Annotated in this window: 17 protein-coding genes and 1 pseudogene; 12 read left to right on the top strand and 6 right to left on the bottom strand. The window is 69.8% G+C overall.

Annotated features, from left to right (window positions below; all coding sequences use genetic code 11):
- Positions 1–2 precede the first annotated feature (2 nt).
- The 3 genes from AC5DRG_RS41335 (at position 3) to AC5DRG_RS41325 (ending at position 3,953) form a co-directional block, all read left to right on the top strand.
- On the top strand, positions 3–1,343 hold the full coding sequence (locus tag AC5DRG_RS41335; RefSeq protein WP_491804987.1) for an NAD(P)/FAD-dependent oxidoreductase: 1,341 nt from the start codon (positions 3–5) through the stop codon (positions 1,341–1,343).
- Positions 1,344–1,428: 85 nt separating this feature from the next.
- Positions 1,429–2,913, top strand: coding sequence for a cytochrome ubiquinol oxidase subunit I (locus AC5DRG_RS41330; RefSeq protein WP_491804986.1), 1,485 nt, complete (start codon positions 1,429–1,431; stop codon positions 2,911–2,913).
- Entirely contained in the window at positions 2,913–3,953 is a 1,041-nt protein-coding gene (locus AC5DRG_RS41325) for a cytochrome d ubiquinol oxidase subunit II (protein ID WP_491804985.1), read from the top strand. The genes AC5DRG_RS41330 and AC5DRG_RS41325 overlap by 1 nt, the downstream gene beginning before the upstream one ends.
- A 103-nt stretch (positions 3,954–4,056) precedes the next feature.
- On the opposite strand, the pseudogene AC5DRG_RS41320 reads toward AC5DRG_RS41325, so the two are convergent.
- A pseudogene (locus AC5DRG_RS41320) lies at positions 4,057–4,327 on the bottom strand (SHOCT domain-containing protein); the annotation flags it as partial.
- A gap of 236 nt (positions 4,328–4,563) precedes the next feature.
- Here AC5DRG_RS41320 and AC5DRG_RS41315 point away from each other — a divergent pair.
- Both AC5DRG_RS41315 and AC5DRG_RS41310 read left to right on the top strand, forming a co-directional pair.
- Positions 4,564–4,989 (top strand): DUF7144 family membrane protein, encoded by a 426-nt coding sequence (locus AC5DRG_RS41315; protein ID WP_491804984.1) that lies wholly within the window; start codon positions 4,564–4,566, stop codon positions 4,987–4,989.
- Between the two features lie 66 nt (positions 4,990–5,055).
- Positions 5,056–5,562: a gluconokinase gene (locus AC5DRG_RS41310; protein WP_491813292.1), complete on the top strand. Its 507-nt coding sequence runs from the start codon at positions 5,056–5,058 to the stop codon at positions 5,560–5,562.
- A 12-nt stretch (positions 5,563–5,574) separates the two neighbouring features.
- On the opposite strand, the gene AC5DRG_RS41305 is transcribed toward AC5DRG_RS41310, so the two are convergent.
- Positions 5,575–7,323 (bottom strand): cation:proton antiporter, encoded by a 1,749-nt coding sequence (locus AC5DRG_RS41305; RefSeq protein ID WP_491804983.1) that lies wholly within the window; start codon positions 7,321–7,323, stop codon positions 5,575–5,577.
- Between the two features lie 54 nt (positions 7,324–7,377).
- Between AC5DRG_RS41305 and AC5DRG_RS41300 the strand changes: the two genes are divergently transcribed.
- Complete coding sequence (locus AC5DRG_RS41300) at positions 7,378–7,773, top strand: hypothetical protein (protein ID WP_491804982.1); 396 nt, start codon at positions 7,378–7,380, stop codon at positions 7,771–7,773.
- A 23-nt stretch (positions 7,774–7,796) separates the two neighbouring features.
- On the opposite strand, the gene AC5DRG_RS41295 is transcribed toward AC5DRG_RS41300, so the two are convergent.
- A complete protein-coding gene (locus tag AC5DRG_RS41295) occupies positions 7,797–8,099 on the bottom strand; it encodes a hypothetical protein (protein ID WP_491804981.1) in 303 nt (100 codons plus the stop codon).
- A gap of 183 nt (positions 8,100–8,282) precedes the next feature.
- Between AC5DRG_RS41295 and AC5DRG_RS41290 the strand changes: the two genes are divergently transcribed.
- Entirely contained in the window at positions 8,283–9,575 is a 1,293-nt protein-coding gene (locus AC5DRG_RS41290) for a hypothetical protein (RefSeq protein ID WP_491804980.1), read from the top strand.
- A 7-nt stretch (positions 9,576–9,582) separates the two neighbouring features.
- Here the strand turns inward: AC5DRG_RS41290 and AC5DRG_RS41285 are convergent, their stop codons facing one another.
- Complete coding sequence (locus tag AC5DRG_RS41285; protein ID WP_491804979.1) at positions 9,583–10,551, bottom strand: DUF389 domain-containing protein; 969 nt, start codon at positions 10,549–10,551, stop codon at positions 9,583–9,585.
- Positions 10,552–10,675: 124 nt separating this feature from the next.
- Here AC5DRG_RS41285 and AC5DRG_RS41280 point away from each other — a divergent pair, with 124 nt between their 5' ends.
- Positions 10,676–11,611, top strand: a complete 936-nt coding sequence (locus tag AC5DRG_RS41280) for a cyclase family protein (protein ID WP_491804978.1) — start codon at positions 10,676–10,678, stop codon at positions 11,609–11,611.
- Positions 11,612–11,630: 19 nt separating this feature from the next.
- On the opposite strand, the gene AC5DRG_RS41275 is transcribed toward AC5DRG_RS41280, so the two are convergent.
- Positions 11,631–12,275, bottom strand: a complete 645-nt coding sequence (locus tag AC5DRG_RS41275; protein WP_491804977.1) for a GAP family protein — start codon at positions 12,273–12,275, stop codon at positions 11,631–11,633.
- Between the two features lie 192 nt (positions 12,276–12,467).
- On the opposite strand from AC5DRG_RS41275, the gene AC5DRG_RS41270 reads away from it, so the two are divergent.
- Genes AC5DRG_RS41270 through AC5DRG_RS41255 form a run of 4 tightly spaced genes read left to right on the top strand, consistent with a single transcriptional unit; the run spans position 12,468 to position 18,292 of the window.
- The gene (locus tag AC5DRG_RS41270) at positions 12,468–13,397 is read left to right on the top strand and encodes a YhjD/YihY/BrkB family envelope integrity protein (RefSeq protein ID WP_491804976.1); all 930 of its coding nucleotides are present in this window, start codon (positions 12,468–12,470) and stop codon (positions 13,395–13,397) included.
- 54 nt (positions 13,398–13,451) lie between these two features.
- Positions 13,452–15,032: a GMC oxidoreductase gene (locus AC5DRG_RS41265; RefSeq protein WP_491804975.1), complete on the top strand. Its 1,581-nt coding sequence runs from the start codon at positions 13,452–13,454 to the stop codon at positions 15,030–15,032.
- Positions 15,029–16,447, top strand: coding sequence for a DUF2252 domain-containing protein (locus AC5DRG_RS41260; RefSeq protein ID WP_491804974.1), 1,419 nt, complete (start codon positions 15,029–15,031; stop codon positions 16,445–16,447). The genes AC5DRG_RS41265 and AC5DRG_RS41260 overlap by 4 nt, the downstream gene beginning before the upstream one ends.
- Before the next feature lie 12 nt (positions 16,448–16,459).
- Positions 16,460–18,292 (top strand): glycoside hydrolase family 15 protein, encoded by a 1,833-nt coding sequence (locus AC5DRG_RS41255; RefSeq protein ID WP_491804973.1) that lies wholly within the window; start codon positions 16,460–16,462, stop codon positions 18,290–18,292.
- On the opposite strand, the gene AC5DRG_RS41250 is transcribed toward AC5DRG_RS41255, so the two are convergent.
- Positions 18,240–19,547, bottom strand: a complete 1,308-nt coding sequence (locus AC5DRG_RS41250; protein WP_491804972.1) for a chloride channel protein — start codon at positions 19,545–19,547, stop codon at positions 18,240–18,242. The two genes, AC5DRG_RS41255 and AC5DRG_RS41250, sit on opposite strands and share 53 nt — an antisense overlap.
- Positions 19,548–19,609 lie beyond the last annotated feature (62 nt).

The raw sequence follows: 19,609 nt of genomic DNA, 5'->3' as shown, positions 1-19,609 counted from the left end.
CGGTGGAGGACCATGTAACGCCCCGCCGGGTGGTGATCCTCGGCGGGGGTTTCGCCGGGCTGTTCGCCGCCCGTGCCCTACGGCGATCACCGGTCGCGGTGACCGTGGTCGACCGTCGCGCCCACCACCTCTTCCAGCCGCTGCTCTACCAGTACGCTGCGGGAATCCTGTCCGAGGGCCAGATCGCGCAGCCGCTGCGCGCGGTCCTGCGACGCCACCACAACGTGAGCTGCCTGCTCGCCGAGGCCACCGACGTGGATGTCGGCGCCCGGCTGGTCCACGCCAGGCGACCCGACGGTCAAGCCCTCGCGCTGCCCTACGACGATCTGATCGTCGCGGTCGGCATGCGCCAGTCCTACTTCGGGCACGACGAGTTCGCCGCGCACGCCCCCGGCATGAAGACCCTCAACGACGCGCTGGACATCCGCCGCAAGGTCTACGAGGCGTTCGAAATGGCCGAAACGGCCGCGGACGTCGAGGAACGGCAGCAATGGCTCACCTTCGCCCTGGTGGGCGGCGGGCCGACCGGTGTCGAACTCGCCGGACAGATTCGGGAGATCGCCGGCCACACGCTCGACCGGGAATTCCACACGATCGACCCCGCCCGGGCCCGGGTACTGCTCTTCGAAGGGTCCGACGAGGTGCTGGGCGCCTTCGGCCGCCCCCTGGCCGGCCGTGCGGCACGAACCCTGCAGAACCTCGGGGTCGAGCTTCACCTCGGCACGAAGGTCACCAATGTCGATGCGCACGGCCTGACGGTGGAAGACCAGGACGGCGCCACCACCCGGTTCGAGGCACGCACCGTGCTGTGGACGGCGGGCGTCGAGGCCCCACCCATCGCCGCCGCACTGGCCAAGGCAACCGGCGCCACCCAGGACCGGGCCGGACGCATCGCCGTCGAACCCGACCTCACCCTCCCCGGCCATCCGGAGATCCGCGTAACGGGCGACGTCATGAGCCTGAACCGGCTCCCGGGGCTGGCCGAGGTCGCGATGCAGACGGGCGCATACGCGGGCCGCGCCGTGCGCCACGTCGTGGAGGGCAGGACGAAGCAGCGGAAGCCCTTCAAGTACTGGGACCTCGGAAGCGCCGCCTATCTCTGCCGTGGCCGGGCCGTCGTCAAGGCCGGTCCCCTGCATCTGTCGGGCTTCACCGGTTGGCTGGTCTGGCTCTTCATCCATCTGGCCTTCCTCACCGGATTCCGCAACAGGCTGGGGGCGGTGCTCAGCTGGTCCGTCGTGTTCGCCTCCGGCTCACGACGCGAGCGCCCCTTCACCATGTCCGACGCAGACGCGGCGGCCGGCCTCGCCCCCGGATCCAAGGCATCGTCGCCTCCTTCCTGACGACGTCCCGGGCATCCCTCCCCGGCCGTCACCACCTTGTCCCTCCTCAGCCCCCGTAGCGCGCGGGCAGACCATCGAGGCGAACATGCTCAGCACAGCGGTCCATTTGGCGAACACTCCGCCCCAGCTCCTGCCGGCTCGCGAGCTGATGGCCTTCACCCTGGCCTCGCACATCCTGCTGGTCCCGTTCGGCGTGGCGCTGCCGTTCATCACGCTACTGATGCACCATCGGGCACTGCGCCGCAACGACGCCGTCGCCCTCCTGCTCGCCCGTCGCTGGGCGGCGGTGATGGCCGTCCAGTTCGCCATCGGCATCGTCACCGGCACGGTGCTGTCCTTGGAGTTCGGCCTGCTGTGGCCTGGCATGATGGGCCGCTGGGGTGACGTCTTCGGCCTCGGGTTCGGCGTCGAGGCATGGGCGTTCTTCCTGGAGGCCGTCCTGATCGCGATCTACCTCTACGGCTGGCGCCGGCTCAAGCCCTGGACACATTTCTGGCTGGGCGTACCACTGCCGCTGGCGGCCCTCATGGGGGCGTTCGGCATCATCGCTGCCAACGCGTGGATGAACACGCCGCAGGGGTTCCGCCTCGACGCCCAGGGCAATCCTGTCGACGTCGACGTGCGGCAGGCGGTCTTCACGCCGATGTTCGGCCCGGAGTACTGGCACTTCGCGGTCGCGATGTTCATGACCGCCGGCTATGTGGTGGCCGGCGTGTACGCGGTCGGCTGGCTGCGCGGGCGCCGAGACCGCTACCACCGGCTCGGGTTCACGCTGCCGTTCACCGTTGCCGCGGTCCTCACTCCGATCCAGTTCATGCTCGGTGATTCCGCCGCTCGCGCCGTCTTCCACAAGCAGCCGGTCAAGTTCGCCGCCACTGAGCTCGTCTGGAAGACCGACACGCATGTGCCCGAGTACCTGTTCGGGCGGCTGAACAGCGACGGGACGATCTCCGGCGGAATCAGGATCCCCCAACTGGACTCGATCCTCGCCGGCTTCAAGCCCAGCACCCAGGTGACAGGGCTGACCTCGGTGTCGGCCGCCGACCGCCCTACCGCCGTCCAGGCCACCATCGCCCACTGGGCCTTCGACATCATGGTCACCGTCGGCAGCGTGCTGATCCTGCTCGCACTCTGGTACGGCTGGTGCCGGCTGCGGCACCGGGACCTCCCGCGCAGCCGCTGGTTCTTCCGCTGCGCCGCGATCGCGGGAGTCGCGTGCCTGGTCACCGTGGAGTGCGGCTGGATCACCACGGAGGTCGGCCGCCAGCCCTGGATCGTCTACAACCGCATGAGGGTCTCGGAGGCGGTGACCGGCACCCGCGCCGGATCGCTGTGGGCGATGCTCGGCATTGTCATGGTCGTGTACGTGGCCGTCTTCGGCGCGTTCCTCGCGGTGGTCCTGAAGATGCGCACCCGCTGGCGCATCGCCGACGAAGGCGCGGCCGCCGCCCGGGCCGACCTGCCTCCGGAGACCGACACGCCCTACGGGCCCAGAAGCGAGCCCGAGCCCGCAGCCGCCGGGGCCGCGCCCGGTGGCGGATCCGACCGCACCCCTGGCGGTGCGCCGTGATGGCCGATCTCATCGCCTGGGTGATGGTGCTCGCGATCGCCGCCTACGCCTGCGCCGGAGGCACCGACTACGGCGCGGGCTTCTGGGACCTCCTGGGCGGAGGAGCGGAGCGCGGCAAGCGGCCCCGCTGGCTGATCGACCACGCCATGGCACCGGTCTGGGAGGTCAACAACGTCTGGTTGATCTTCGTCCTGGTCATCATGTGGACCGGCTTCCCGACCATGTTCCAGGCCGTCTTCGCCGCGCTGTGGCTGCCACTCGCCCTCGCCGCCGTCGGCCTGGTGCTCCGCGGCGCCGGATTCGCCCTGCGCAAGCCGTCCCGCCGACTCGCCCAACGAAGGATCTACGGCGCGATGTTCGCCGTCTCCTCGCTGCTCACGCCGTTCTTCCTCGGGGCTGTGCTCGGCAGCATCGCCTCCGGGCGGGTCGCGGTCGGCACGACCGCCTCCGCGGACGCCTGGGCCAATCCGACCTCCGTCCTCGCGGGCCTGCTGGCCATCGCCGCCACCGCATTCCTCGGGGCAGTGTTCCTCTGCTCCGACGCCCGACGATACGGCGCGGACGACCTTGTCGACTACTTCCGCCTGCGGGCGCTTTCCGCTTTCGCCGCCGTCGTGGTCCTCGCGCTCATCGGCCTGCCCGTCACGCACAACGACGCCCGCTACGTCTGGGAGGGCCTCACCGGGGGCCTGGGTCTGCTCCTGATCATCCTGGCCGCAGTCTGCGGTCTGGCAACGGTGCTGCTTCTGCTGCTCCGGTCCTACGGCTGGTCCCGCTTCACCTCGGTGGCGAGCGTCGCCCTGGCCGTCGGTGCCTGGGGCTTCGCACAGCGGCCCTACCTGCTGCCCACCTCGCTGACGGTGGCCCAGGCAGCCGGCGCCGCCCACACCCTGCGCTGGCTGGCGATCGTCACGGTCGTCGCAGTCGTGCTGGTCGGCCCGGCGCTGGTGCTGCTCTACCGGCTCGACACACAGGGCGAGCTGGAGCCGCTCACCGACGCGGACACGCAGGCCGCAAAAGCGTTTGGGGACAACCTGTAGGGATGCCGCCTCCCTGCGTGCGACACCCCGTCAGCGCAGCGGGGATGCGATGGGGTCGCCGACCCTCGGGGCGTTGGCGATGGCGGTCAGCCGAGGAGGTGTCCTTCTGCTCCTCGAACTCGGCCTCGGTGAGTACGCCTTGTGCCTTGAGTTCGCCGAGCTGCTTGAGCTGGTCGAGCGTGCTGCCCATGTCGTCGGCCGACGACGCGGCCTGCTGCGGCTGCGCAGCGGGGACGGGCTGCGGCTGGGGTTTCTGGTAGCCCTGCTGGGCGGCCCATCGGCCCTGCTGACGGCGCGTCACGCGGTGGGAGCACGGCGGTCGCCGTTCCCGCGACGACCGCCGTGCGGGCGACTCCGCGAGGAAGACCTGGCATGGCGATCCTTTCGAACCCGGAATCGAAGAACGACTCATCGAGTCGGCGCGCCCCATTCCGGGCGCACCGCGCACTTCTATTGCACCCATGTTCGGATTCCGCTGTATCTCGGCGGGTCGCGGCCGGACCTGAATTCCCGCCGATCTGCCGACCGCTGCGACTCGTGACAGGCTGGAACACTGTGCATCGCCAGCCGTTCCGTCCGGCGATGAGGCCCAGCCAGGAGGAGCCCGAAAATGGCTACACACAGCGCAGGAATGCGGCGGACCGCCACCGGCGGGAGAATGGCCGTTTCCGGCTGGACGGCATTCGCCGCGATCATGATGATCTTCGGCGGCATCATGGCGATATTCGAGGGAATAGCCGCCATCGCCGAGGACGACGTGTTCGTCATGACCCGCAATTACACCTTCCAGTGGAGCCTCACCGGCTGGGGCTGGCTGCACCTCGTCCTCGGCATCGTGGTGACGCTGGCGGGTTTCGCCCTGTTCAGCGGGAAACTGTGGGCCCGCATCATAGGCATCACCCTGGCGGGACTGTCGATGCTCGCCAACTTCGCGTGGCTGCCTTGGTACCCGTTCTGGGCCATCACGCTGATCGTCGTGGACGGCTTCATCATCTGGGCCCTGTGCGCCCGCACGGGCACCGACGCCGCAGCCTAGCCCGGCGGACCGACGAGGACGCGACGTGCATCAGTGGAGACCAGCGGACGAGCCCGCTTGATCGTCGTGGTGCTCGGCGTGTCGGGTTCCGGGAAGTCCACGGTCGGCAGCGCGGTCGCCGACGGACTCGGCCTGCCGTTCCTGGACGGCGACGAAGTCCATCCCAGCGCCAATGTCGCCAAGATGCGCGCCGGGCATGCCCTGGACGACGCGGACCGCGCGCCGTGGCTGCGTATCATTGCCGACCGCATTCGCAGGTCCGCCGAGTCCGGCCAGGGGCTGGTCGTGGCCTGTTCGGCGCTCAAGCGCCGCTACCGTGACAAGCTGCGGTCCACCGCAACCGAGGTCTGGTGCCTGTACCTGGCCCTGGACCGGGACATCGCCCGGAGCCGCGTCGCCGCACGCACCGGGCACTTCATGCCCGCCGGGCTGGTCGACTCGCAGTTCGACGCCCTGGAGCCGCTGGAGCATGACGAGCCGGGCGCCACCATCGATGCCACGGGGGACCTGCAGGTCACCCTCTCGCGGGCCCGTGCCGCGGTCGCGCACTTCGACGGCCGTACGGCGTCCTGAGGCGCTGGGCCGTCATCGTTCCAGCAGCACCGCCATGTCCCCGTCCTTCGGCGTCGGGCCGGCCGTGCGCGTGACCGGGAGCAGCCGGCCGTCGCCGCGCACCAGGAAGAGCAGATCCGTGTCGTCGGGGAGAGGTCCCCTCACGCGGTGCGTCAGGACGCGGGCGCCTTGGTCGTGGCGGCGCCTCAGTTCGGCTCCGGTCAGCCCTGGGCCGAACAGCACCCGGCCACCCGAGTCAGGGGCGACGACTGCCTCGCTGTCCACGGGCGGCCCCAGGCGGTAGACCGCGCCCTCGACGCTGTCTGCCAGATCCGTGGAGGCCAGGGCGTTGAAGTCGTCCTCCTCGGTGAGCAGCAGGACCCCGGTGAGACCTTCCAGCTCCGCACCGGCTCCCGTGGCTGTCGCAAACAGTTCCCCTTGGGCAAGTTCGATACCGGCGGTGGCGATCCGCTCCCGCTCGTCCTCGTGTGCTGCCCACATGACGACCTCCGGCCCCAACGACCGCAGCGCCTGCCCCAGTTCGACCACCCACCGAGCGCCGCCCACCAGCAGTGGCCGGGAGCGTGCCGAGCGCACCACGTGCAGCCGCCGTGCCATGGGAGCGGCGGTCAGTCCGTACAGCGTGACCGTCGCCACGATCACCACGAACGTGGCGGGCAGGATCCTCGAGGCGCCGCCGATCCCCTTGTCGACGAGCGCCGTCGAGAAGGTCGAGGCGGTGGAAGCGGCCACGATGCCGCGTGGCGCCATCCACCCCACGAAGCCCCGCTCCCCGCGCGTCAGGTCCGTACGCACGGACGCCACCAGCGCCGCCACGGGTCTGCTCACCAGGACGAGGACGGCGACGATCCCGAGCGTCGGCAGCATGACGTGCCGCAGCGAGTGCGGGGTGACGGTGGCGGAGATGGAGACGAACAACAGCCCGATGACGAGGTGGACGAGGGTTTCGAAGAAGGGCTTGTGGGCGGGGACGTCGGCGCCGCGCAGGTTTGCCACGGCCAGACCCATCAGGACGGCGGCGATGAGCCCGGTGTCGTCGCGGAGGATGTCGCAGGCGGCGGCGACCCCGACCACTGCCGCCAGTTGCACCGTCGTCCCCAGCGCCTCGCCCAGCTGAAGCCTGCGGAGCAGCAGGATCAGCACGGCCGCCCCGACGGCACCCCCCGCCACGCCGACCGCAGCGCTGGCCAGGAAGGCCGCGAGTTGACTGCCGAGGCCATGGCGTCCGCCGGCCACCACCGAGTGGAAGACCAGCGCGCCGAGGATGCCGCCCACCGGGTCGATCAGGGATCCCTCCCAGACGAGGATCCGCTGGACGCGGTCGGTGGGGCGCACGAAGTTGAGCAGCGGGCCCACCACCGTGGGCCCGGAGACGACCACGATCGCACCCAGCATCACCGCCGCGTCACGTGACATGTCCAGCAGGGGGGCGGCGAGCAGCGCCGCCGACAGCCATGTGACCAGCACACCGAACCACAGCAGCCGCACCACGACCCGCCGAGTGTGGGCGGCGAACCGGTGCAGGTCGAGTCCCAGCCCGGCGTCGTAAAGGATCACCGCGACGGCCAGCGAGACCAACGGCGAGAAGGCGCTGCCCAGGAGCCGCTCGGGGTTGACGTCGTCCGTCAGGACGCCGGCGGTGAAACCGACCGGCAGCAGCACGATCAGCGCCGGGATCCGCAGCCGGCTCGCCAGCACCTGTGAGCCCACCGCCAGTACGACGATCAGGCCGAGGCCCGTGAGCACCCGGTCGGTCGTCACCCCGGTGCCTTCGGGAATTAAGCCGACTGGTCCCGCATCAGATGACGCGGACCGGTGGTCACGGCAGCGTGGGCCGACGCCATGATCTGTCGTCGCCACGCCGGCCGCCGGGCCGGAGCCATCGTTCTCATGCTTGCCGTCGCGGGCTGCACGGACTCCGCCATGGGCACGATCGTCTACACAACGCCGGCCAGGCGGAAGGCGGTGATCCAGAGCCCTCCTGGCGAGGGATGCCATCGCTCTCCGGGCGGCGCCTACAACGTGACAAACTACGCGCTCGACGACATCCGGCTCTACACCAACGCGCACTGCGTGCTGACGTCGGCCGGGAAAGACCAGAGCGGTCGGACCGGCGGCGAGAGCTTGTACCTCGCTACGCAGACGTCCGTCAACTTCGCCCCCGGTCAGTCCCCTTGGCTGAGCTACTACGTCGTCGGCGGTGGCAGCTGAGTCCGCGGCCGTCACCTCAGGCCTCAGGAGGCGGCCTCGGCCGCCTCGAGCGATGCGAGGACGGCCTGTACGGGGAGCCGTCCTGAGGCGACCATCTGGGCACCGCCGTGACGCAGTGCGGCGGCGAAGGGCGCGGCCCACACGTTCTCGTAGATCAGCAGGCCGGCGGAGTTGCAGGGCTGCACGGCCTCGGCGGCCTCCTCCAGGTCGTCCTGGCCCAGCAGGCCGGAGTGAACGCCTTCGAAGCCTTCGCCCGTCATGCGGTTGCCGGGGAACTCCACCACCACGTAGTTGATGGGTCCCCTCTCTTCGAGTTGCTCGCTCACAGCGTCCCCTCTGGTGCTCGTGGGCCCTCCCTGATGCCATTGCATCACCGGACATCGGCCGTCGCACCCGGTACGCCAGTCACCCCACCGGCCCCTCCCGGCTCGCTCGGTGGCCCCCGCCGGGATCTCCTCGAAGGCATGGCAGGCAGCGACACGTCTCCACCAGAGCCGGAGCGCCCTCCTGTGACTCCTGCCGACGAACAGGGGCTCTCGCAGCAGAAGAACAACGAACTGGACGAACTGCGCCGCCGGGTGAGCGAACTGGAGAGCGCCCGGCACGAGCCGAGGCACCGGCTCCGGGCCCTGGGCTCGATCCTGTTGATCATCCTGGCGTCCGTGCTGGCGCTGCTCGCCGTAGTCGCAGTCTGGGCGAACAGCATCATCCGCGACACCGACCGTTACGTCGCGACCGTGGCACCGCTGGCGTCCAACCCCGACATCCAGCAGGCAGTCACCACCCGTGTCACCAACGCCGTACTGAAGCAGATCGACGTGGATGCACTGGTCGCGCAACTGAGTGACGCGGCGTCACAGAAGGGGGTTCCGCCCAGGGCCGCGAGCCTCATCGGCGATCTGAGCGGTCCCATCAACAGCGGTCTGAAGGAGCTGGTGCACAGCACCGTGCTGCGGATGGTCTCCAGCAGAGCCTTCGAGACGGCCTGGACCAAGGCCAACCGCCGGGCCCACACCGCCGTGGACAAGGCGCTGACCGGTTCGGCCGACTCCGCGGTGTCACTGAAGAACAACCAGGTCGCCATCGATGTCGGGCCCATCGTGGCCCAGGTGAAGGACCGACTGGTCAGCTCGGGATTCGCGGCGGCCGCGAAGATCCCGGACGTCCACACGGACTTCGTCGTGGTCGAGGGGAAGGACGTCGGCAAGATCAAGTCGTATCTGAGGGTCCTGCAGATCATCGGCAGCTGGCTGCCCGTCATCGCGGTACTGATCGCCGCCGCGGGCGTGTTCCTGGCGTCCCATCGCCGGCGGGCGCTGATCGGGGCCGCGCTCGGGGTGTTCCTCGCCATGGTGGTACTGGGTGTGTGCCTCACCGTCTTCCGCGCGGTGTATCTGGACCATCTGCCGCCGGGAACGAACGCGGACGCCGCGGGTGCCGTCTACGACTCGCTGGTGCGATTCCTGCGCTCCAGCGTGCGGGCTGTCGGGGCACTGGCCCTGGTCACGGCCCTCGGAGCCTTCTTCATCGGCCCGTCCCGAGTCGCCGTGTTCACCCGCCACTTCTGCAGCAAAGGCATCGGCGCGGGGCGGGACGTGGCCGCCTCGGCGGGGATGCGCCTGGGCGCGGTGGGCCGGTTCGTGCACCGCTTCAAGGGGTGGATCGGGGCCGCGATCCTGGCGGCGGCCGCGATCGTCCTGTTCAGCTGGAGCTACCCGACGATGATGGTCGTGATCTGGACGGCGGTGATCGTGCTGGTGGCCTTCGGGATCCGCGAGTTCCTGGACACCGCGCCCGCGTGACACCCCGTCAGCCCGGGGGTGTCAAGTCTGCCGCGCGCTCGTCCCGGCGCTTGCGCACGCGGCGCCAGATCGCCCGCTGGCACTTGAGCGTGGCGGTGCCGACCACGATCAGAATGCCGATGTTCAACAGCAGTTGCTGCAGCGAGCCTCGTGCCTCGTCCCAGCCGGCGAAAGCGCACGAGACACCGATGTCGGCCCCCGCCGGAATGGTGGTGACCGAGATGAAGACTCCGAGCAGGGCACTGGTGCGGGCCTCCGCCAGGGACACGATGCCGACGATTCCGGCCAGCACGGCGACCGCCACCGAGAAGAAGTTCGGCGTGTCGATCAGGCTCGACACGGGCCTGATCCCCAGACCGAACGCCCGCGGCTCCAGGTCGAAGCCCCGGACGAGGAGGCCGAAGAGGAAGGTGGCGGCGACGGCGAGCAGGAACCCGACGAGCAGGGCGGTGAGCCCCCGCCGGATCCTGTGCCCCGAGCGCCGGTCGACGCCGAGCGCGACGCTGGTGATCGCCCCGTACTCCGGTCCGACGACCATGGCCGCGACGATGAGGATCTGGGAGTTCGTGATGATGCCCACCGCACCGATGAGGCCGGCAATCACCAGGAACAGGTAGAAGCTCGGCGGATAGCGGCCCTCCGCTCGGATCCTGGCCTCCACCTGCTCCCACACCGGCGCCCGCAGCCGGGCCCCGAGCTCCTCCGCCCCGGCCGTGGCCGCGCGGTCGGAGAAGGCGAGGTCGACCGGAGCCAGGACGATGGATCCACGGTGTTCGAGCTCCAGGTCGCGCAAGCCCCTGAGAACCTCGTTCGCGGCCCCGGTCAGCACGTCGCATTCGATGGCGTCGCCGTCGGGATTGCGTACGCTGCCGGGCTGCAGAACGAGGTTGAGGACACATGGCTCGGCGCTGAGCAGGGCCATCGCCCGTTCTGTGAGATCCGGCGGGGACACCGCCCGGACATGCAACATGTCCATCGCAACCTCCGAGGCTCTCCGCGCCCGTCCATTAGCGCGGCGGCGCCGGGATCCCGCAACTCGGGACGACCCTCGCCGAGCGGCTCCATGTGCGAGAACCCGGGCCCTGCCTGATGGTGGGAGCATGTCGACGTCCAGCCTGCTCAGCGAGGCCGACTTCAGGTCGCTGTACCGGCGTCTGCGGAGCACGGCCCCCGGCGCCGCGTCGCCCCGGGGAGCCCTGCACGCCCTCACCTCCGAGCGGGTGCTGGCCGCCGTACGCGAGGTGCGTTCGGGCCGTACGATCTCGCTGGCCGCCCCGGTGAACACCCTCGCCGCGCCCGACGACCCGGAGCCCGCCGAGCACCGGCTCACCGCTCCGGCCGCCGGCGTCCCGGGACCCGGCGCGGGCCTGGACTTCGCACGTGACCGCTTCGCCATGGATGTCCACGGCGATGTCAACACCCATCTCGACGCCCTGTGCCATGTCATCTACGACGGCACCCTGCACGGCGGCATCCCGGCCGGCGACGCCCTTTCGCGCGACGGGGCGAGCGCCCTGTCCGTCGACCTGGCCCGGGACGGCATCGTGGGACGCGGCGTGCTGCTGGACATACCGTCGCTGCACGGCCTTCCCTGGCTCGAACCCGGAGCCCAGGTCACCGCCGAGGACCTCACCGCCGCCGAGGCCCGGCAGGGCGTCCGGATCGGCACCGGCGACATCCTGCTCGTACGCGTCGGACACCGGCGGCGCCGCGAGGAGCGGGGGCCGTGGGACGCTGCCGGTGCACGGGCCGGACTGCATCCGGCCGCCCTGGAGTTCCTGGCCGAGCGGGAAGTGGCGGTGCTCGGCAGCGACGGCAACAACGACGCGGCGCCCAGTACCACACAGGGCGTGGCCTTCCCTGTGCACGTGCTCACCGTCCACGCCATGGGGCTGCACCTGCTGGACTACCTGCGACTCGAGGATCTCGTACCGGTCTGCGCCCGAGAAGGGCGCTGGTCGTTCCTGTGTGTGATCGCGCCGCTACGGCTGCCTTCCGCGACCGGCTCCCCGGTCAATCCGCTCGCCGTGCTGTGAGACACCGGCCACCCCGCGCTCAGGACGTCAGCTGGTAGATGCTCCTGCCCACCAGATACAACCCCAGCACCAGTGACAGACCGATGAGCGCCTGGTCCTGATGAGCCTGCAGCCCGGTACGCAGCTTTCCGAGCCGTACGCGAGCGGAGTCGGGGGCGAACGTCGCGTAGATTTCCATCGCCAGCAGGCTGCTGGTGGCGAGGAGACAGTAGCCGAACAGGGCCACGTAGGAGGAGGCATGGGACAGGTCGGCATGCACGACCGTCGCCGCGCCCGCCGCCACCAGCCCCCACGGCTGCAGTAGCGGCGCCAGCCCCGCGGCGGTCCAGGGAGAGATCCGGTCGAGCCGCGTCATCATCCCGCCGGAGGGCTTGCGCCGGCGGCCGGAGCGGTGGCGGTGCCCGGCGTACCAGACCAGCCCCACGCCGATGGCGAGCTTGACGGCGGTCGAGGCCGTGGAGGGCGGGGACTTGGGAGCCGGAGGCTTGCCGCCGGTGGTGAGCAGCACCGCGGCGAGGACGGCCACGAAGCAGGCAAGCCAGGCGAGGATGAAGGCCAGGCCTTTCCAGATCCCGCGAGGCGCCGACAGCACCAGCACGAACGCGGTCACCGACAGCGGATCGACAGCGATCGCCAGGCCGATGATGATCAGGTCAAGCACCATCGCTGTCCCTGGGGGGCCGCCCGGACCCCACCGTGTGGCCGGTCTCGCTCATGGCCTCATCGTCACCGCCGCGCCGGATGCCCACAAATCCTCGGCGTCATGGGATGTCGGCCCAGCCGCTTTGTCACCCGTTCGGCCCTCGCCGGGCTCGCACCACGGGCCGCGAGACGGCTGCGACGGCACCCTGGCAGCATGCAGCCAGGCACCGGCCCCGGACCGGATCGCCCGACCTCGCGCCGCCGCCGGGAGCGGGGCGCCTCGGTTCGGGCCCGGCTGCTCGGTCTGCGTACCCGGGCCGAGACGCGGTTCCCGGTGATCACGCATCTCCTGTCGCACCTGATCTCGGTGAACGTGCTGGACTCCGCGACGCGGCTGGCCGCCCAGACGTTCCTCACTGCGGTACCGCTGCTCTTCGTGGTGGCCTCCGTCGCCCCGCAGGCGGTGCGCGACCAGTTCGTCAACTCCGTGCACGACGTCTTCGGACTGACCGGAAGCGCGGACGACCAGTTGAAGAAGGTCTACCAGGAGGACACCTCCGAACTGCGTCAGACCACCGGCATCCTCAGCGGGCTGATGGTGCTGCTCTCGGCCACCGCGTGCAGCCGTGCCATGCAACGGCTCTGCGATCGCGCCTGGAGTCTTCCGCGATTGGGGGCGAGGGTGGTCGCGTGGCGCTGGATCGCCTGGCTCGCGGCGTGGCTGGTCATGATCGCGGTGCAGGGAGCCCTGCGGAACGGCTTCGGCCACGGACTGTGGCTGGGCGTACCGCTCCTGCTGGTCGCCGAGATCGGCATGTGGTGGTGGACCCAGCATCTGCTGCTGACCGGGCGCGTGCCGTGGCTGCCGCTGCTGCCGGGTGCTCTCCTGACGGGAACGGCCCTGAGCGTCCTCACCTCGGCCGCGCAGCTGTACGTGCCCAGGGCTCTCAACCACAGTCTCGACAAGTACGGATCGCTGGGCGCGGTTTTCACCCTGCTGTCGTGGCTCATCGCGCTGTGTGTGGTCGTGACCCTCTGCATCACCACCGGCGCGGTCGTCGCGCGCGAACCCGCGGTGGCGCGGCGCCTGGGTACAGCCGAGTCGCCGGGAGTGGCCTCCGGAGATACGTTGGAGAGCGGATAACAGTCGACCAATTCACCGGCAGGACCGGAGCGTGCTCCGAGAACGGCGGCCGGCATGAACGACCCGCGACACTATGACGTCGTCATCATCGGCACCGGCGCGGGCGGTGGGACTCTCGCCCATCGACTGGCGCCCAGTGGGAAAAGCGTCCTCCTTCTCGAACGGGGTGACTATCTCCCCCGTGAACGGGCCAACTGGGATTCCACGGCGGTCTTCGTCAAGGGAAAGTACCGGGCTCCGGAATTCTGGTACGACAAACATGGCAACCAATTCCCGCCAGAGGTCAATTACTACGTGGGCGGAAACACCAAGTTCTACGGAGCCGCGCTGTTCCGGCTGCGCCCGGAGGATTTCGGTGAGCTCCGCCATCACGACGGCGTCTCGCCCGCCTGGCCACTGCGGTACGAGGACCTGGAGCCGTACTACACGCAGGCCGAGCACCTCTATCTGGTGCACGGCCGGCACGGCGAGGATCCCACCGAGGGGCCCACGAGCGCTCAGTACGCCTACGAGCCGGTCCAACACGAGCCGCGTATCCAGCAGTTGAACGACGACCTGGAGAAGCAGGGGCTGCACCCGTTCCATCTCCCGATCGGGGTGAACCTCACCCAGGACGACCGGGGAAGGGCGACCCACGACAGCGTGTGCATCCGCTGCGACCGCGTCGATGGCTTCCCCTGCCTGGTGGGCGCGAAGTCCGACGCCCAGGTCGTCTGCGTCGATCCCGCGCTGCGCCACGACAACGTCGAGTTGGTCACCGGCGCCGAGGTCCGGCGGCTCGTCACGAACCCGGCCGGCCGGAGCGTCACCTCGGTCGTCGCGGCTCTGCGGGACGGCTCTGCCGCCGAGTTCAGCGCCGACATCGTGGTCGTCGCCTGCGGTGCGGTCAACTCCGCGGTCCTCCTGCTGCGTTCGGCCGACGAGCGGCACCCGGACGGCCTGGCCAACAGCTCGGGTGTGGTGGGTCGTTACTACATGCGGCACAACAACCTGGCACTGATGGCCGTGTCCAAGGAGCCGAACGACACCAAGTTCCAGAAGACGCTGGCCCTGCACGACTGGTACCTGGGATCCGACGACTGGGACTATCCGCTCGGCGGTATCCAGATGCTCGGCAAGTCGGACTCCGATCAGATCCACGGGGAGGCGCCCCGTTGGGCCGGTACCGTCTCCCCCGACATGCCCTTCGAGGTGCTCGCCCACCATGCGGTCGACTTCTGGCTGTGCGGTGAGGATCTGCCCGCGGCCGACAACCGCGTCACCCTCGACCGCAACGGCGCCGTGCACCTGGCGCTCGACGAGAAGAACAACATCGCGGGGCTGAAGCGGCTGCGGCACAAGCTCCAGGGGATGCTCGGCCACCTGGGCATGCATGAACACCATCTGATGCCGCACAGCATCTACCTGCACAAGGGGATGCCCATCGGCGCCACGGCACATCAGGCGGGCACCGTCCGCTTCGGCGACGACCCCGCAAGCTCCGCGCTCGACGTCAACTGCAAGGCCCACGACCTCGACAACCTCTACGTCGTGGACACGAGCTTCTTCCCAAGCATCGGGGCGGTCAATCCGTCACTGACGGCCATCGCCAACGCCCTGCGTGTCGGCGACCACATCGTGGAGCGTCTGCAATGAGCGACAACAACCCCACCGGCCACGACATGCGGCACCGCACCCCGAAGGAGCGGGCCGCACTCGGCAAAGCAGCCCGGTCCGCCGTCCCACGGTCCGCGCACGCCGAGTTCACGCCCCCGCCGAAGCGCACCGACCCGGTGGACGTCATCGAGACGCAGTCGGCGAAGCGGGTCCCGGAACTCGTGCCGATCCGCTACGGCAGGATGAGCGAATCACCGTTCCGTTTCTACCGCGGAGCCGCCGCCATCATGGCCGCGGATCTTGCCGACACCCCACGCAGCAACATCAGAGTGCAGTTGTGCGGTGACGCGCACATGCTGAACTTCCGGCTGCTGGCCTCTCCGGAGCGCCGCCTGATGTTCGACATCAACGACTTCGACGAGACGCTGCCCGGTCCATGGGAGTGGGACGTCAAGCGCCTGTCGGCCAGCCTAGTCATCGCGGGCCGGGCGAACGGCTTCAGCGAGAAGGAGCGGGCGTCGGTGGTGCGGGCGACCGTACGGTCGTACCGCGAGCGGATGCGCGAATTCACGGCGATGAGCAACCTCGAGGTCTGGTACACCCGCTTCGAGGCGGACGAACTGGAGCGTCAGTTCGCCGTGGAGCTCGGGGCCAAGACCCGCGAGCGCTGGGAGCAGACCCGGGAGCGGGCCCGCGCGCACGACACCGTGCAGGTCTTCGACAAGCTCACGCGCGTCGTCGACGGAAGGCGCCGGATCGCTCCCGATCCGCCGCTGATCGTGCGGTTGGAGAACCTGCTTCCAGAGGCCGAACGCGGCACGTTGGAGAAGGAGATCAACCGGCTGATCGAGCGCTACGGCCAGAGTCTGCAGTCCGACCGCCGGTTCCTCCTGGAGAGCTACCGCGTCGCCGACATCGCGCGCAAGGTCGTCGGGGTGGGCAGCGTGGGAACCCGCTGCTGGATCGTGCTGCTGCTCGGCAAGGACGATGACGACCCGCTGTTCCTCCAGGCCAAGGAGGCCGACGAGTCGGTGCTCGCGCCCTACGCCGGCGCCAGCACCTTCCCCACCCAGGGCGAGCGCGTCGTGGCCGGCCAGCGGCTGATGCAGGCCACCAGCGACATCTTCCTGGGCTGGGAACGAGCCACGGGCATCGACGGCCGGCGCCGCGACTTCTACGTACGCCAACTGCGCGACTGGAAGGGTGTCGCCGTCGCCGAGAACATGTCACCGAACCGGATGTCCCTGTTCGGCCGGCTGTGCGGCGCCACGCTGGCCCGCGCCCACGCCAGGTCCGGCGACCGGATCGCGATCGCCGCGTACCTCGGCGGCGGCGATGTCTTCGACCGCGCCCTGGCGACGTTCGCCGAGCTGTACGCGGACCAGAACGAGAAGGACCACCAGGCACTGGTCGATGCCATCCGGGCGGGGCGGGTCCCCGCCGAAGCGGCCTGAGGGGAGACTGCCATGCACCGTTACCCGCCCATCGCGGACCACGGGCTGATCGGGGACCTGCAGACCGCTGCTCTAGTGACCTCGGAAGGGGTCATCGACTGGTTCGCGGCCCCGCGCTTCGACTCGCCCAGCATCTTCGCGTCCCTGCTGGACCACGACGGCGGCGGACACTTCCGGTTCGCGCCCACTTCCTCCGACGTGACGCGCCGCCAGCTCTACTATCCCGACACAGCCGGCGTGGTGACCCGCTTCATGTCTCCCGACGGGGTGGGTGAGGTCATCGACGGCATGCCGGTCATTCAGTCCCGGACACCGTCCGACCGGCACACGATCGTGCGCGTCGTACGGACGGTGCGGGGTACCGTGCGCTTCGACCTGGAGTGCCGCCCGCGCTTCGATTATGCCCGGGCCGACCACGAACTCGATGTGACCGACAGGGCCGCCGCCTTCCGGGCTCCGGGCACGACCGCGTACCTGCAGGCTTCGTTCCCCCTGGAGCGGGACGGCCGGGACGGTCGGGACGTCCGGGGCTCGGTCACGCTGAACGCGGGTCAGACAGCTGCCGTCGTGTTCACCGTATGCGGCCCGGACGGTGAAGCACCGCCACCGCCGAATGTCGACACGATCACCGAGGAGCTGTGGGCCAACATCGACTTCTGGCAGCGCTGGGTGCGCACCTCCCGGTACCGCGGCCGCTGGCCGGACATGGTGAACCGCTCGGCCATCACCCTCAAACTGCTCACCTACGCTCCGACCGGGGCCCCGGTCGCCGCAGCGACGATGGGTCTGCCCGAGCAGATCGGCGGCGAGCGCAACTGGGACTACCGGTACACATGGGTGCGGGACGGCTCGCTGTCGGTCCGGGCACTGCTCGACCTGGGATTCGTCGAGGAGGCCGGCCAGTTCATCCACTGGCTCGGAGCGCGACTGCAGGACCGTGCGGGAGCGGACGGAGAACCGTTGCAGATCATGTACAAGGTCGATGGGGACCCCCATCTGACGGAGGAGATCCTCGGGCACTTCGAGGGCTACCGCGGTTCCAGCCCGGTGCGGGTCGGCAACGCCGCTGCCGACCAGTTGCAGCTCGACATCTACGGCGAGGCCCTGTACGCCATGTCCGAGGGCATCGAGGAGATCGGCCAGCAGGTGGGCTACCACGGCTGGAAGGGACTCGCGCGGCTGATGGACTGGCTCGCGGACAACTGGGACCGGCCGGACGAGGGCATATGGGAAACCCGTGGCGGACGGAAGGACTTCACCTACAGCCGCGTGATGTGCTGGGCGGCCTTCGACAACTGCCTGAAACTCGCCGAGGAGTTCAGGCGCCCGGCCGACACGCAGCGCTGGATCCGGGCCCGTGACGCGATCCTGGAGGAGGTCATGGAGCGCGGCTGGAGCCAGAAGGAGCAGGCGCTGGTCCAGCACTACGGCGGCGATGTCCTGGACGCCTCGCTCCTGCTCGCCCCCCGGGTGGGTTTCATCGCCCCGAAGAGCCCTGGCTGGCTGTCCACCCTCGATGCCATGGACCACCGGCTCGTCTCCGACAGCCTGGTCTACCGCTACGACCCGGCGGCCTCCCCCGACGGGCTGCGGGGCTCGGAGGGCACGTTCAGCCTCTGCACGTTCCTGTACGTCGACGCCCTCGCTCGGGCCGGCCGCCTCCCGCAGGCCCGTTACACCTTCGAGAAGATGCAGACGTACGCGAACCACGTCGGACTGTTCGCCGAGGAGATCGGTCCCAGCGGGGAGCAACTGGGCAATTTTCCGCAGGCCTTCACCCACCTGTCGCTCATCATGGCCGCGACGACTCTGGACGACGCACTCGACCGGCTGGCAGCTCGCTGAACGCGGGGATCCGCGGACCCTGCGGCAGCAGCTCGGTGAAGACGAAGGACACGACCGCCGCCAGCACCACGACCGGGACCGTGTCCGCGTTGCCCAGCAGGAGGACGACCAGCACCACGCTGCTGATCGGCAGCCGCAGGGCCGCGGTCACCGACGCCGCCATCCCGGCCGCCATGGCCGGTACCAGGCCGAAGCCGGGCAGTGGCGCCAGCAGGGCGCCGGCCGCTCCGCCCAGGAACAGCGCGGGGAAGACAGGCCCACCCCGCAGGCTTCCCAGACAGAGCGCGTAGGCGCAGGCCTTGAACGCCAGCACCCCGACGAGGGCCCCCACCGACCAGGCATGCGGGTCCTGGGCCAGCCGGCTCAGGGTGTCCTGGCCGGACAGGGCGACCTCGGACGGCGAACGTCCGGTGGCGACCGTGTAGAGGGCGATACAGCCGGCCGTTCCGAGCGCGCAGAGGGTGGTGTTCCGTACCGTCCATGACGACACGAAGCGGGCGGTGAACCGCCCGCCCGTGAACACCCCGTGCATGAAGAGCGCGATGGCCGGCGCCATCAGCAGCGACCACAGGACGTCCCCGGCGTCCAGGGCCGGCGGCTTGGCCAGTCCGATGTCGAGACTCCCGGTCGGCAGTCCGGTCCAGCGGCCGAAGCCGGTGAACACGATGTCCCCGATTCCACTGGACAGCAGGGCGGGCAGCATGACGGCGAAGAGCTGCGGCCCACCGACTCCGGCCACCTCCATCAGGAGCACCGCGCCCACCAGTGGGTTCCCGAAGAGCGCCGAGATGGCCGCGGCAGCGCCGGCTGCGCCGAGCAACGCCGTGCTCGCCTCGCTCTGGGGTGCCCGTACGAGGCTCCCGAAGAGCAGAGCGAGGCCGGTGCCCAGGGCGATCAGTGGCGCCTCGGGGCCCAGCACTGCGCCGAGCGGCAGGCTGAACAGGGCGGCGATGACGACACCGGGCAGCGCGTTCTTCGTGGTCCCACCCGCGTGCAAGCCGCCCGCCGGGATGTGACCGCCCCGCCCCGGGAGCCGCGTGACGACCAGGCCGACGGCCACACCAGCCACCAACAGCAGGGGGAACCCCCACCACCAGGGAGCCTGCTTCCAGCCCAGATCCCTGGGCCAGTCCGTCCAGATGAGCAGTTCCAGCTTGTTGATCGCCACGAGGAACCAGAACGCGATCAGCGCTACCGGAATACCGATCAGGCCGCAGAACACCAGCGCCTTGCGGTATTCGGATCGGCGCAGCATGTTCTGCAGCTGGTCGGCCTCTTGAGGCTGATTCCCCGGCGCGGACACGGCCGCTGCCGTTT

The sequence above is a fragment of the Streptomyces sp. JLBG701 genome (genome assembly GCF_058544905.1).
Note: the sequence above shows the minus strand (reverse complement) of the source record. Positions and strands in the feature narration are given on the sequence as shown.